The sequence below is a fragment of the Saccharothrix stipae genome, assembly GCF_054781895.1.
Genome location: NZ_BAAGTN010000007.1, coordinates 224791 through 236679, shown reverse-complemented (window position 1 = coordinate 236679; position 11889 = coordinate 224791). Strand labels below are relative to the sequence as shown.

The following is an 11889-nucleotide window of genomic DNA, read 5'->3' as shown; positions in this document are numbered from 1 at the left end:
GGCCACGTCCGGCGCGAGATCGACCGCCGGGGTCATCCTCGCGGAGGACACCGGTCAGGCCCGGCCCGGCTCCACGATCCCGTGCTCGTAGGCGAACACCACGGCGTGCGTGCGGTCGCGCAGGCCGAGCTTGGCCAGGATGCGCGACACGTGGGTCTTCACCGTCGTCTCGCCCAGGTACAGCGCCCCGGCGATCTCCGCGTTGCTCGCGCCGCGCGCCAGGTGGACCAGCACCTCGAACTCGCGGTCGGTGAGCTCCGCCGGCCGCCGCGACGGCGTCGACCGGGCGGACGTGGTGAACCGGGCGATCACCCGGCGGGTGACCTCCGGCGACAGCAGCGCGTCGCCCCGGGCGACCACCCGGACCGACTCGACCAGGTCCTCCGGCGAGGCGTTCTTGAGCAGGAAACCGCTTGCGCCCGCCCGCAGGGCCTCGAACAGGTAGTCCTCGCGGTCGAACGTGGTGAGGATGACGACCTTGATCGGGTTGCCCGCGCCGTCCGGGCCGAGGATGCGCCGGGTGGCCTCCAGCCCGTCCACGCCGGGCATCTGGACGTCCATCAGCACCACGTCGGGCTGGAGCCGGCCGACCACGTCCACGGCCTCGGCGCCGTCGCGGGCCTCGCCGACGACCTCGATGTCGTCCTCGGTGCCGAGGATCACCCGGAAGCCCGCCCGGACCAGGTCCTGGTCGTCGGCGAGCACCACGCGCAAGGGGATCGTCATGCGGGGAACCTCGCACGGACGCGGTACCCGACGTCACGGCGGGGTCCCGCTTCGAGCTCGCCGCCGTGCACCGCGACCCGTTCCCGCATGCCGACCAGGCCGAAACCGGCGCCACCGACGGTCCGGCCCGCCCGGCCGCGGCCGTCGTCGGCGACCTCGACCTCCAGCGAGGTCTCCAGGAACCGCACCCGCACGTCGACCCGGCGCGCGTCGGCGTGCTTGACCACGTTCGTCAACGACTCCTGCACGATCCGGTACACCGACAGCGCCACGCCCTCGGGCACCGGCCGCGGCTCGCCGTACACGACGTGGTCGACGTCGAGCCCGGCGGACCGCGCCTGCTCCGCGAGCTCGGGCAACTGGTCCAGCCCCGGCGACGACGTCGCGCCCGCCGTCTCGCGGACGTCCTCCTCCGAGTCGGCGCGCAGCACGCCGAGCAGGCCGCGCAACTCGCCGATGGCGGTGCGCGCGGTGTCCTCGACGGTCCGCAACGCCTCGCGGGCGAGGTCCGGGTCGCGGTCGAGCACCCGCCGGGCCGCGCCCGCCTGCACCCCCATCACCGACACGTGGTGCGCCACGACGTCGTGCAGGTCGCGGGCGATGCGCACGCGTTCGGCGACGATCGCGCCACGCGTGTTCTGCTCCTGCGACCGGCGCAGCTGCTCGGCGCGGTGCTCCAGTTCGGCCTGCCGGCGGGCGGAGACCCACGCCATGTCACCGAAGAAGTACGCGGTGAGGAAGTACAGCACGTTGATCCCGATGCCGTAGAGGACCGTGGCCAGCACCGGGTCGAGCGGCCCGGCCGCGTCCTCGAACGACGGCGTCGGCGCCAGCAGGAACCGCATCAGCGAGAAGCAGAGCCAGCCGAACATCACCACGATCACCGCGAGCCGCGCCCACCGCGCCCGCCGCCGGTCCCGTCCCCAGGCGCCCGCGCTGAAGATCGCCAGGAACAAGGCGAGGGAGGGCACGAGGTTGTCACCGACCTGCCGCAACTGCACCACGATGAACAACGCGCTGACGACGAACAGCACGATCAGGGGGAACCGCCGCCGCACGACCAGCGGCGCGGTCAGGGCGAGGCCCCAGGCGAACTGCTCGACCAGCGGCGGTCCGCTGTCCCACGGGCTCGCGCCCATGCTGGTGATCAGCGCGGTCACCAGGAAGGTGCCCGCGATCGCGACCAGCGTCAGCCAGACGTCCTGCCGCTGCTGTGCCGGCGTGGGGCCGGGGCGTTGCCAACGGGCCCACACGGGCTCGTCCCCGTGACCGCCCTCGGGCGGCCGTTCGTCCGTCATGCCCGAGAACGTAACCCGAGCGGCGTCCGGCCAGCGCGTCGGACCGCTGCGGTTCACTGGTGGCACCGGGAGGCGCAGAAGGGTCGCGGATGGTCACCGACGAGCCGAACTGGGCGCGCAACGAGTTCTCCGGCACCACCGAGCACGTGGTGTGGGCGGGCCGTATCGACCGCGCAGTGGCAGCCGCTGCTCGAAGCCCTGCGCGCCGAGCCGGACGGGCCGCTCGGGCGGGCCATGGGCTCGCCGCTGACGGTCTGGCCGGCCCGCACCCGTCTACGCCGGCTCCGCCGACGACCCGGCCGAGCTGCTCGACTTCACCGACCGCGCGGCGCTGGAGGAGCACCTGGCGAACGCGCTGATCCCCGCCGTGGACGCGCCAGGTCCCGCCCCGCCTTCCACCGCCGGTGGAGCGCCGGCGCTGCAACCGCCGCGCTACTCCCCGCCCGCGCCCGCCACCGGCTCACCTACCTCGCCCGCCACACCGGGGGCATGGCGGTTCGGGTGGCCCGAGAACGTCGTGTTCGGGCTGGTGGCCGGATCCTCTCGGTGCTGCTCGCGGTCGCCGACGACACACCGCCGATGCGGCACCGGTCGACGCTGCGGGCGTGGGCGCACTTCCGCCCGTTGGGGTCAGCGCGGCTCGACGCTGGTGGCGGTGTCGCCGAAGACGAACGCGGACGGTTCGCACTCGGCGATGAAGTCGGACGGGAAGCCGAGCCGGAAGTCCACCGCCGCCTCCAGCCGTCGGATCGCCTCGGCGGGCAGGGTGACGTCCAGCGCGGCCAGGTTCTCGTCGAGCTGCGCGACGCTGCTCACGCCGACCAACGGCAGCACCGCGCGGGACTTGGCGCGGGTCCACGCCAGTGCCACCTGCGCCGGGCGCACGCCCAGGTCGTCGGCGACCTCCCGGACGGCACCGACCGCCGCGCGTTCGCGTTCGGTCAGGGAGGCCGGGTCGACGCGCCTCGAACTCGACGACCCGGTCAGCTTGCCCGCGGCGAGCGGGGCCCAGGCGGTCACGCTCAGCCCCAGCGCCTCGGCCATCGGCAGCAGCTCCCGCTCGATGTCCCGCTTCAGCAGGTTGTAAGGCACCTGGAGGCCGGCGAACGGGGTCCAGTCGCGCCACTGGGCGAGCGTGTCGGCGCGGGCCACCACCCAGGCGGGCGCGTCGGAGACACCGGTGTAGAGGATCTTGCCGGCGCGCACGGCGTCGTCCAGGGCGCGCAGGGTCTCCTCGATCGGCGTGTGCCGGTCCCAGATGTGCACCCAGTAGATGTCGACGTGGTCGGTGCGCAACCGGCGCAGGCTCCGGTCCAGCGAGGCGGTCAGGTTCTTGCGGTGGTTGCCCGAGGCGTTGGGGTCGGCGGCGTCGCGCGACAGCGTGTACTTGGTGCCGATCACGAACCGGTCGCGCCGCCGCACGATCGAGCCGAGCAGCTCCTCGCCGTCGCCGTAGGCCGACGCGGTGTCGAGCACGTTGCCGCCCGCGTCGGCGTAGGCGTCCACGATGCGTCGCGCCTCGTCGGGGTCGCTGAAGGTCATGGTGCCGAGCAGCAGTTCGGACACGCGCAGGCCGGTCCGGCCGAAGAGCCGGTACTTCATCGTCATGGCGCACAGCCTGCGACGGCGGCACGGCCGGAGGGAGGCCCCGTCAGGGACCCTCTGCGGTGCGGGCGACCTAGACTGGGCGATCGTGAACGCGCTCGGAGGGTTCCTGCGCGCCCGCAGGGAGGCGATCACCCCGACCGAGGTGGGGTTGCCGACCGGCGCGCGCCGCCGCACGCCGGGTTTGCGCCGGGCCGAGTTGGCCGCGCTCGCGGGCGTCAGCGTCGAGTACCTGACCCGCCTCGAACGCGGCCGCGACCGCCACCCGTCCGCGCAGGTCGTCGGCGCGTTGGCGGACGCGTTGCGGCTGTCGCCGCACGAGCGCGTGCACCTGCACCGGCTGGTGAAGGCGGGTGGCGCGGTGTGCTCGGCGGTCGGTGATCCGCGCCCGGTGCGCCCCACCGTGCTGGCGCTGCTCGACCGGCTGGAGCCCACACCCGCGTGCGTGGCCGACGCGCAGGGCGACCTGCTCGCCTGGACGGCCGGCTTCCGGTGGCTCGCCGCGCCGTCGGGCCTGCTCGACGTGGACCGGCCCAACCTGGCGCGGTTCGTGTTCGGCGACGCCAGGGCGCGCACGGCGTTCCCGGACTGGGACCGGGTGGCCGACGAGCGGGCCGCCGCCCTGCGCGCCGCCGCCGACCTCGGCGACGGCTCGGCGGCCGCGCTGGCGGAGGAGCTGTCCATCACCGCGGGCGCGGAGTTCGGCCGCCGCTTCGCCGCCGCGGCCGTGCTGCCGGTCGGCACGGGCGTGCGGCGGTGGCGGCACCCCGAGGCGGGCGTGCTGCGGCTGGCCTACGAGAGCCTGGCCGTGCCCGGCGACGAGGACCACCACCTCGTCGCCTACCTCCCCGCCGACGACGCCACGTCGAGCGCCCTCACCGCGAACGCCCTCGCCGCCACCTCGTAGCGCCTACAGGACCGCGGCCAGCCGTTGCACGGCCGACTCCGGGTCGTCGCCGATCGGGAACAGCACCGCACTGTCCACACCGGCCGCGAACAGCTCGTCCAACCGAGCCCGCGCGTCCTCGGGCGTGCCGGTCACCGCGAGCTGCCGCACCCACTCCGCCGGGAGCCTGCGCACGAACTCCTCCCGGCTGCCGCACTCCCGGCGCAGCGCGGCGAACTCCTCCGCGAACGGCAGCGGCGCGATGTGCGGCGCCCAGTCGGGCTCACCGATCCACGCCAACCCCGCCCGGACCGCCTCCACCGCCGCGGCGCCGTCGGAGTGGACGGCGGCCACGTTGTAGCCCACGAGCCGGTGCGGCCGTTGCGCGCCGATCTGCCCCAACGCGGCCCGCGCGTACTCCGGGGTCGTCGGCTCGGCCAGGATCGTCCCGTCCGCCACCCGGCCGGACACGGCCAGCGAACGCGGGCCGCGCACACCGGCCAGCAGGGGCGGCGGGTCCGCGGGCACGCAGGCGTCCTCCAGGCGGACCCCGTCCAGCGTCACGTACCTGCCGGCCCGCGCGACGGGCTCCCCGCGCACCAGGGCCGCCACCGCACCCAGGTACTCCTCCAGCAACGTCAACGGGCTGGCGGGCCATTCCCCCACCGACCGCATCCAGCCGGGCATGCCGTGCCCGATGCCGATGTCGACCCGACCGGGGAACAGCTGGGCCAGCGTCGCCACCTCCATCGCGGCGAACGCGGCGTTGCGCGCGCCGACGGGCAGCAGCCCGATGCCGACCCGGATCCGCCCCGTCACCGCCAGCACCGCCGCGGCCTGCGCGATGCCGCCGCGGAAGCCCAGGTCCTCCACCACCCACAGCTCGTCGAACCCCAGCTCGTCGGCACGCCGGGCGAACGGCAGCACCCGCGCCGGCGGGAGGTCGCGGGGCAGCATCACCCCGACCGATCCGGAACGGCTCACGTCGTCTCCCTCAGGTCCGCAGGTAGGAGGCGCCGTTGAGGTCCAGGACGGCGCCGGACGCCCACTCCGCCTCGGGCGAGGCGAGGTAGACCACCGCGGCGGCGACCTCCTCGGGCCGCGCCACCCGCCCGAACGGGCTCTGCCGGAGCACGTCGTCGGTCACCATGTGGGCCACCCGGTCGGTGCCCACGAAACCCGGCGCCACCGAGGCCACCGCGATGCCGTGCGGCGCCAGGGCGACCGCCAGCGACTGACCCATCGAGTGCACTGCCGCCTTGCTCGCGCCGTAGGCGGGCATGTCCGGCTCGCCGCGGAACGCGCCGCGCGAACCGACGTTGACGATCCGCCCGCGGGTGCCGCGCTCGATCATGTGCTTGGCCACGCAGTAGGACATGTCGGCCGCGCCGAAGACGTTGACCGCGAACGTGCGCCGCCACAGCGCCTGCCACTCGCGGTACGACTTGTCCGCCACCGAGCCGAGCTCCACCAGGCCCGCGTTGTTGACCAGGACGTCGATGCCGCCGAGGGTGTCGACGGCGGCGGCCACGGCCCGCTCGACCGAGTCCGGGTCGACCAGGTCGACGTCCGAAGAGGACAGTGCGGCGACGGTGTCGCCCCGCGCGCGGAACGCTTCCGCGATCGCCGCGCCGATACCGCGGCTGCCACCGGTGACCAGGACGCCCCGGCTCACTTGGCGAACACCTGCGACTCGTCCTGGAACGCCTTGAACTCCAGCGCGTTGCCCGCCGGGTCGCGGAAGAACATCGTCCACTGCTCGCCGGGCTCGCCCGCGAACCTCAGGTACGGCTCGATCACGAACTCACGCCCCGCCGCGCGCAGCCGCTCGGCGAGCGCGTGGAACTCGGGGATCGGCAGGAGCAGGCCGAAGTGCGGCACGGGCACGTCGTGGCCGTCGACCGGGTTGCGGCCGGCGTCGCCACGCGGGCCGGGCACGACGTGCGTCACGAACTGGTGGCCGTAGAGGTTCCAGTCGACCCACTTCTCGGCCGAACGCCCTTCTTCCAGCCCGAGCACGCCGCCGTAGAACGCGCGGGCCTCGGCCAGGTCGTCGACGGGAACCGCGAGGTGGAAGGCAGGTCTCATGCCTCAACCTTGACCAAGCACCGGGCTAATGTCAACATTCGACATTATGCAGTTGCCCAAGGCCGACCGGCGGGGTCTCGCGGACGAGGCCGCCGACCGGATCCGCGACGCGATCCTCGCGGGCGTCTTCCCACCCGGCTCGCCGGTGCGCGAGGTCGAGCTGGCCGCGTCACTGGACGTCAGTCGCGGGTCGGTGCGCGAAGGCCTCGCCGTGCTGGAACGGGAAGGGCTGGTGCGCAGCGCCTGGCACCGCGGGACCAGGGTGATCGACCTGACCGCGCAGGACGCCGCGGAGGTCTACTCGGTCCGCGCCGCGCTGGAAGGGCTGGCGGGCCGCGGTGCGATCGGCCGCGTCGACCTGGACGTGCTGGGCCGGCTCGTCGACGCCATGGCGGAGCGGCTGGCCGCGGGCGCTCCCAGCGACGAGCTGCTCGCGCTGGACATCGAGTTCCACGACACGATCTACCGCGCGGCGGGCAACCGGCGCCTGCTCGAAGCGTGGCGGGCGGTGCGGTCGCAGGTGCACCTGTTCCAGCTCACCCGCATCCGGCTGGGCCACCACCACTACCGCGCGGTAGTCGTGGACGAGCACCGCGAGATCGTCCGGCTCCTCGACGCCGGTGACGCCGCCGAGGTCACCCGCTACGCCGAGGAGCACGTCCACTCGGCGTTGCGGGTGCTCGTCGGTCAGCTCGACGGCTCGATCAAGGACACCTCGGGGTAGCTCGCCGACGGCCGGTCGAGCAGGGGTTGCCGCTCGCCGCGCAGGTGCAGGTCGAAGAACGCCCGCACGTAGGCGCGGGTGATCGCCGCGCCGCGCTCCCCACCCACGTCGGCGCCGGGGTCCAGGCCCAACTGCGGCGCCACCACGCCGAGGTCGGTGAACGACGGGTGCTCCATGCCCGCCACCACCAGCCACCGCTTCCACCCGGTCAGCCGCGGCCAGGTGTCCGCCCAGGTCTGCGCCGCGCCGCCGGGCGCGCCGGGCGCGTAGGTGTTCTGCCGGCCCAGGAGCATGACCGGGCGCGACAGCTCGGGCGCCTGGTCCGGTGCGGTGATCGTGCCGTCGACGTTGATCGCGGCACGGATGCGGTGGTCGGCATGCAGGGCGACGAGGCTGCTCACCCCGCCCACGGAGTGGCCGCCCATGGCGATCCGCGAGGCGTCGACCAGGTTCGCGCCGGGCCGGTGGCGCAGCGGCCCGGTGAGCTGGTCCAGCACGAACGACACGTCGGCCGCCCGGCCCCGCTGGAGCCTCAGCCAGAACGGGATGTCGTACCGGCCGCACGCCGCGCACGGTGCGACCCGCCCGTCCGGGAACGTGGTGGCGACGTTCTCGTAGGTGTGGTCGACCACCACGACCACGTTGCCGTGGCTCGCCAAATCCTCCGCCAGCGTGGTGAGGGTGGCGCGTGGCCTCTTGAACCCCGGCGACAGCACGACCAGCGGCAGACCGTGCCGACGCCCGACCGGTCGCGCGTCCACGACGGCGTTGGTCCGGACCGTGCTCAACGCGTCGGGCGGCACGGTGGTGATGCCCGCCTCCTCGAACACCGCGGCCGACTCGGCCGCCGTCATGTACTGCTTCTTCGGCCCACGCGCCGACGCCGCCGGGTAGAAGAGGGAGACCATCAGCTCCCGGTTCGTCGTGGGCACCCACGGATCGAGCCGCGAGGTGTCCGTCAGGTGCAGCGACGTCGTGCCCACGGGGTGCCGGCCGGTGGGCGCGGGCAGGGTCGGCACGGGCGAGGGCGTCGCACCCGGTTCGGCGCCGGACGCCGAGGCGGACGTGGCGGACAGGACGAGGGCCAGTGCGATGAAGAACGTGATGCCGCGCATGGGGTTTCCCTTCGCGAGGGGTCAGGACAGGGAGCGGAGTCGGCGGAAGCAGAACCACGTCACCAGCGCCGACAACGCGAGGAACAGCGCCAGCTCGGCCCACTGCATGGGCCAGAACCGGCTCGCCGGGCTGGTAGGCCAGGTGCTGCCGGTAGCCGAGGTCGTCCAGCCGGGCGAAGCACGCGCGGATCCGGTCGAGCTCCGGCAGGGTGATGGGTTCGGTCTGCGCGGGCGGCAGGCAGTGGCCCACCTCGGCGGGCAGCGGGCGCACCGCGGCGCCGTTCGCGTCCACGGTCTCGTTCGCCAGCACCCACGCGCCCGCGGGTGCGAACACCTTCAACGACTTGGGCACGTCACCGTCAGGGCCCGTTTCCGTCTGGATGCCCGCGATGCTCCGCGCGGTGAGCGTGACGGATTCCCCGGTCGGCGGCAGCACGTGCGGGCGCACCGCGAGCGGGACCGCCAGCTGCACGGCGGCGTACACCACGAGCGTCACCGCCATCGCGGCCACGGTGCGGCGCAACAGGATCGCCACCGCGATGCCGAGCACGAACGCGAACGCGGCGTAACCGATGGGCACGATCCCCCGCACGGCGAACACCAGCGGCGTGACGCGCGGCTCGAAGTTCCGCACGGTGTCGAGGCCGGCCGCCGTGTCGATGGGATCGGCCCACCAGCTGACGACCAGGCTGAGCACGCCGGCCGCGACCGCGGCGGCGGGCAAGCCGATGCCGAGCTTGACGGCGAGCCACCGGGAACGGGTGACGCTCTGGTTCCACACCAGGTTGTGCGTGCCGGTCTCCAGCTCGCGGGTGATCATCGGCACGCCCCAGAACACGCCGAGGACGGCGGGCAGCAGCAGCACGGCGAGCAGGCTGCCCGTGTACAGCAGCTCCTGGTCGTCGAAGTCGCCGCGGACCGGGCGACTGGTCGCCAGCACCACGCCGGCCAGCGCGAGCGCCGCGTACACCGACACCACCGGGAAGCGCAGCTGCCGCCAGGTCAACCACGTCATCGGACGACCTCCAGGCCTGCTCGCCCGGCGCCGGGATTGGTCAGGTAGGCCAGGACCAGGTCCTCCAGGTCGAGCTCGCCGACGTCCCAGGAGGGGTCCAGGATCGGCGCCTCCGTGCGCACCAGCACGGTGGTCTGGCGGTCGGTGTGGCGCACGGAGACGACCTGCTGGTCGGCGGGCAGGGTGTCGACGTCGCGGCGCGGCCCGGTGAGCCTGCGGTGGGTGGCGAGCAGGTCGTCGACGTCGCCGGTGAGCCGGACCCGGGAGTCCACCAGCACGACGAGGTGGTCGCAGACCCGTTCCAGGTCGCCCACCAGGTGCGAGGACATCACCACGCTGAGCCCGTGCTCGGCCACGGCCTCCATGAGGTCTTGCAGGAACTCCCGCCGGGCCAACGGGTCGAGCGAGGCGACCGGTTCGTCCAGCAGCAGCAGCTCGGGCCGTTTGGCGATGCCGAGGGTGAGCGCGAGCTGGGCGCGTTGGCCGCCGGACAGCTTCCCGGCGGCCAGCGCCGGGTCGAGGCCGATCCGGGCGATCCGGTCGTGCGCCAGCTCGTCGTCCCAGCCGGGGTTGAGGCGTGCGCCCAGGCGCAGGTGCTCCTCGACGGTGAGGGTGGCGTAGACCGGGGAGTTCTGCGCGACGAAGCCGACCTTCGCCAGCTGGGCCGGGCCGCTGCCCGGCACACCGCCGCACACCTCGATCGTGCCGCTCGACGGTGCGAGCATCCCTGCGGCAAGGCCCAGCAACGTGGACTTGCCCGCGCCGTTCGGGCCGACCAGCCCGGTCACGCGCCCGGCCGGCACGTCCAGCGTGCACCCGGTCAACGCCCAACGCCGCTTGTACTTCTTGCCCAATCCCCGGGCGCTCAGCACGGTCACGCTATGTCCTCTCGGGACGCGGAGCGAAACGTGGTGAGGAACAAGGCCTCGATGCCCTCCTCGTCCAGACCGGCGCGGCGGGCCTTGGCGAGCCAGCGCCGCAGGTCCTGGCGCAGCGGCGCGAGCGCGGCGAGCGAGGTGCCGGCGAGCGTGGCGGTCACGAACGTGCCCACGCCGGGGCGGGCGGCGACCAGGCCGTCGTGCTCCAGTTCCCGGTAGGCCTTGAGCACCGTGTTCGGGTTGATCGCGAGGTCCGCCACCACGTCCTTCACCTTCGGCAGCTGATCACCCTCGTGCAGCAGGCCCAGCCGCAGCGCGTGCCGCACCTGCCGGACGAGCTGCTGGTACGGCGACAGGCCGGACCTGCCGTCCAGGTGGAACTCGATCACGACTACCTCCATTTATCTAGCTACCTAGCACTATAGGCACCTAATGGCGGGACGTCGAGTCGCCGGACCGGTCAGCGGCCGGTCAGCAGTCGGTCAGTCGGTGCCTCGACGGTGGGCACGCAGGACTCCGACCCCTGAGGAGCACCATGAGCACCAGACGCACGGCCATCGTGGCGATCGCGGCCCTGACGGGCGCCCTGATCGCGGTCACCGCGCCGTCCGCGTCCGCCGCGACGTGCACGCCGAGCTACCTGCCGCTGCCCGCGGACCTGCCCAACGGCGCGGTCACGGCCGCCGACAGCGCGGGTGGCTACGCGGGGTACGGCTGGGCGGTCATCCGCGGCCTGTCCATCACGACGAGGGCGATGCGCTGGTCCGACGGCCAGGTCACCGACCTCGGCCGGTTCGCGGGGACCAACCCCTCGGTGGCCGACGTGAACCGGCACGGCACGGTGGTCGGCTCCGCCGCCGGACGAGCCATCCGCTCGCGCGACGGCAGACTGGAGGCGCTGCCCACGCCGGCCGGCCACACCGGGGCGAGGGCCGTGGGCATCAACGACAACGGCGACATCGTGGGCAACGCGTCCAGCACTCCCCCGGACACCGCGCCGTACTCGATCTCCACGCCCGTGCTGTGGCCCGCGAGCGGCGCGGCGCCGGTGGTGCTGACCGGCCTGCCGACCACCGGGCACGCGGAGGCCAGGGCGATCGACCAGGACGGCACGGTGCTCGTGGAACACCTGCCCCGCCGCGATTCCAGCGCCGCCACCGCGCTGTACCTGTGGAAGGCGGGCACGGCCCGCAAGCTCGCCAACCCGTCCGGCACCACCACCGTGCGCGGCTGGGACCTGTCCAACGGCCGCGTGGCGGGCGAGACCTACCCCGCGTCCGGTTACGACGGCAGGGGCGCGCTGTGGGACCGCGACGGCGTCCCGTCACGGCCTGCCGGCAGCGCCTACCTGCACTCGATCAACCGGTCCGGCCAGTCGGTCGGCTGGTCGCTGAGCACCAAGACGTGGGGCGCGTGGCAGCTCGACACCCAGGTCGCCGCACTGGACGACGACCCGAGCGTCGACGTGTCCGCGGACAACGGCACGGTCGCCGGGCGCAGCATCCCCGCGCCGGGCGCCAAGCAGCTGCCGACGGTCTGGCGCTGCGGCTGAGC

13 protein-coding genes are annotated in these 11889 nt (G+C 73.9%); 4 read left to right on the top strand and 9 right to left on the bottom strand.

What is annotated here, in order from left to right; all coding sequences use genetic code 11:
* Positions 1-54 precede the first annotated feature (54 nt).
* From ACYVLT_RS13835 to ACYVLT_RS13825, 3 genes are all read right to left on the bottom strand, one after another.
* Entirely contained in the window at positions 55-726 is a 672-nt protein-coding gene (locus ACYVLT_RS13835; RefSeq protein WP_461120566.1) for a response regulator, read from the bottom strand.
* Complete coding sequence (locus ACYVLT_RS13830) at positions 723-2024, bottom strand: sensor histidine kinase (RefSeq protein ID WP_461120565.1); 1302 nt, start codon at positions 2022-2024, stop codon at positions 723-725. The genes ACYVLT_RS13835 and ACYVLT_RS13830 overlap by 4 nt, the downstream gene beginning before the upstream one ends.
* Positions 2025-2654: 630 nt before the next feature.
* On the bottom strand, positions 2655-3632 hold the full coding sequence (locus ACYVLT_RS13825) for an aldo/keto reductase (protein ID WP_461120564.1): 978 nt from the start codon (positions 3630-3632) through the stop codon (positions 2655-2657).
* Positions 3633-3717: 85 nt separating this feature from the next.
* On the opposite strand from ACYVLT_RS13825, the gene ACYVLT_RS13820 reads away from it, so the two are divergent.
* The gene (locus ACYVLT_RS13820) at positions 3718-4536 is read left to right on the top strand and encodes a helix-turn-helix domain-containing protein (protein WP_461120563.1); all 819 of its coding nucleotides are present in this window, start codon (positions 3718-3720) and stop codon (positions 4534-4536) included.
* A 3-nt stretch (positions 4537-4539) separates the two neighbouring features.
* Here the strand turns inward: ACYVLT_RS13820 and ACYVLT_RS13815 are convergent, their stop codons facing one another.
* Genes ACYVLT_RS13815 through ACYVLT_RS13805 form a run of 3 tightly spaced genes read right to left on the bottom strand, consistent with a single transcriptional unit; the run spans position 4540 to position 6603 of the window.
* Positions 4540-5499: an LLM class flavin-dependent oxidoreductase gene (locus tag ACYVLT_RS13815; RefSeq protein ID WP_461120562.1), complete on the bottom strand. Its 960-nt coding sequence runs from the start codon at positions 5497-5499 to the stop codon at positions 4540-4542.
* Positions 5500-5509: 10 nt separating this feature from the next.
* Positions 5510-6190 carry an SDR family NAD(P)-dependent oxidoreductase gene (locus ACYVLT_RS13810; protein WP_461120561.1) on the bottom strand — a complete coding sequence of 227 codons (681 nt, stop codon included), beginning with the start codon at positions 6188-6190 and terminating at the stop codon, positions 5510-5512.
* Positions 6187-6603: a VOC family protein gene (locus tag ACYVLT_RS13805; RefSeq protein WP_461120560.1), complete on the bottom strand. Its 417-nt coding sequence runs from the start codon at positions 6601-6603 to the stop codon at positions 6187-6189. The genes ACYVLT_RS13810 and ACYVLT_RS13805 overlap by 4 nt, the downstream gene beginning before the upstream one ends.
* Before the next feature lie 46 nt (positions 6604-6649).
* Between ACYVLT_RS13805 and ACYVLT_RS13800 the strand changes: the two genes are divergently transcribed.
* Positions 6650-7327 (top strand): GntR family transcriptional regulator, encoded by a 678-nt coding sequence (locus ACYVLT_RS13800; RefSeq protein ID WP_461120559.1) that lies wholly within the window; start codon positions 6650-6652, stop codon positions 7325-7327.
* Here the strand turns inward: ACYVLT_RS13800 and ACYVLT_RS13795 are convergent.
* Positions 7291-8442, bottom strand: coding sequence for an alpha/beta hydrolase family protein (locus ACYVLT_RS13795; RefSeq protein WP_461120558.1), 1152 nt, complete (start codon positions 8440-8442; stop codon positions 7291-7293). The genes ACYVLT_RS13800 and ACYVLT_RS13795 overlap by 37 nt on opposite strands.
* Before the next feature lie 212 nt (positions 8443-8654).
* Between ACYVLT_RS13795 and ACYVLT_RS13790 the strand changes: the two genes are divergently transcribed.
* Positions 8655-9011, top strand: a complete 357-nt coding sequence (locus ACYVLT_RS13790; protein ID WP_461120557.1) for a hypothetical protein — start codon at positions 8655-8657, stop codon at positions 9009-9011.
* A 442-nt stretch (positions 9012-9453) separates the two neighbouring features.
* Here the strand turns inward: ACYVLT_RS13790 and ACYVLT_RS13785 are convergent, their stop codons facing one another.
* Both ACYVLT_RS13785 and ACYVLT_RS13780 read right to left on the bottom strand, forming a co-directional pair.
* Complete coding sequence (locus tag ACYVLT_RS13785; RefSeq protein WP_461120556.1) at positions 9454-10335, bottom strand: ABC transporter ATP-binding protein; 882 nt, start codon at positions 10333-10335, stop codon at positions 9454-9456.
* Complete coding sequence (locus tag ACYVLT_RS13780) at positions 10332-10724, bottom strand: GntR family transcriptional regulator (protein ID WP_461120555.1); 393 nt, start codon at positions 10722-10724, stop codon at positions 10332-10334. Before ACYVLT_RS13780 ends, ACYVLT_RS13785 begins: the two co-directional genes overlap by 4 nt.
* A gap of 146 nt (positions 10725-10870) precedes the next feature.
* Between ACYVLT_RS13780 and ACYVLT_RS13775 the strand changes: the two genes are divergently transcribed.
* Positions 10871-11887, top strand: coding sequence for a hypothetical protein (locus ACYVLT_RS13775; protein ID WP_461120554.1), 1017 nt, complete (start codon positions 10871-10873; stop codon positions 11885-11887).
* The last annotated feature ends 2 nt before the right edge of the window (positions 11888-11889 follow it).

What these genes read in the sequence shown, in the direction of transcription:
- ACYVLT_RS13800 (WP_461120559.1), top strand. Translation starts at nt 6,650, where the DNA reads ATGCAGTTGCCCAAGGCCGACCGGCGGGGTCTCGCGGACGAGGCCGCC.
- ACYVLT_RS13775 (WP_461120554.1), top strand. Translation starts at nt 10,871, where the DNA reads ATGAGCACCAGACGCACGGCCATCGTGGCGATCGCGGCCCTGACGGGC.
- ACYVLT_RS13790 (WP_461120557.1), top strand. Translation starts at nt 8,655, where the DNA reads ATGGGTTCGGTCTGCGCGGGCGGCAGGCAGTGGCCCACCTCGGCGGGC.
- ACYVLT_RS13835 (WP_461120566.1), bottom strand. Translation starts at nt 726, where the DNA reads ATGACGATCCCCTTGCGCGTGGTGCTCGCCGACGACCAGGACCTGGTC.
- ACYVLT_RS13805 (WP_461120560.1), bottom strand. Translation starts at nt 6,603, where the DNA reads ATGAGACCTGCCTTCCACCTCGCGGTTCCCGTCGACGACCTGGCCGAG.
- ACYVLT_RS13830 (WP_461120565.1), bottom strand. Translation starts at nt 2,024, where the DNA reads ATGACGGACGAACGGCCGCCCGAGGGCGGTCACGGGGACGAGCCCGTG.
- ACYVLT_RS13795 (WP_461120558.1), bottom strand. Translation starts at nt 8,442, where the DNA reads ATGCGCGGCATCACGTTCTTCATCGCACTGGCCCTCGTCCTGTCCGCC.
- ACYVLT_RS13825 (WP_461120564.1), bottom strand. Translation starts at nt 3,632, where the DNA reads ATGACGATGAAGTACCGGCTCTTCGGCCGGACCGGCCTGCGCGTGTCC.